Below are 629 nucleotides of genomic sequence, written 5' to 3' on the forward strand. Positions count from 1 at the left end.
AACGCCGACAGGAACAGCACCGTCTGCGCGACGTCCTGCACCGTCGTGAACACGCCGTCGACCGTGTTGCCGAGCATCACCTTCTTCACCACTTCCTCTTCGCTGATCCCGAGCTCCTTCGCCTGCTCCGGAATCTGCTTGTCGACCAGCGGCGTGCGCACGAAGCCCGGACACACGACGTGCGAGCGCACGTTGTGCTTCGCGCCTTCCTTCGCCAGCACGCGTGCCAAGCCGAGCAACCCGTGCTTGGCCGTCACGTACGCCGACTTCAGCGGCGACGCCTCGTGCGAGTGCACCGAGCCCATGTAGATCACGACGCCGCCGCGATCGTCCTTGTACATGTGCTTGAGCGCGGCCTTGGTCGTCAGGAACGCGCCGTCGACGTGGATCGCCTGCATCTTCTTCCAGTCGGCGAACGAGTAGTTTTCGATCGGGTTGACGATCTGGATGCCCGCGTTCGACACGAGGATGTCGACCGAGCCGAACGTTTCCGCCACCTTGTCGATGCCGCTGTTGACTGCTTCCTCGCTGGTCACGTCCATCGCGACGCCGATCGCCTTGCCGCCTGCCTTGTTGATCTCGTCGGCAACCGCGTTTGCGCCGTCCTGGTTCAGGTCGGCGATCGCGAC

General features: G+C 63.9%; 1 protein-coding gene. It reads right to left on the reverse strand.

The genetic code is table 11. The features are described from left to right. The coding region (locus WS49_RS07605) for a 3-hydroxybutyrate dehydrogenase (protein ID WP_059526060.1) at window positions 1-629 on the reverse strand (629 nt) is incomplete at both ends.

Origin of the sequence: Burkholderia sp. RF7-non_BP4, assembly GCF_001521935.1 — a bacterium.
In the GTDB taxonomy this organism is placed as follows: Bacteria; Pseudomonadota; Gammaproteobacteria; order Burkholderiales; family Burkholderiaceae; genus Burkholderia; species Burkholderia diffusa.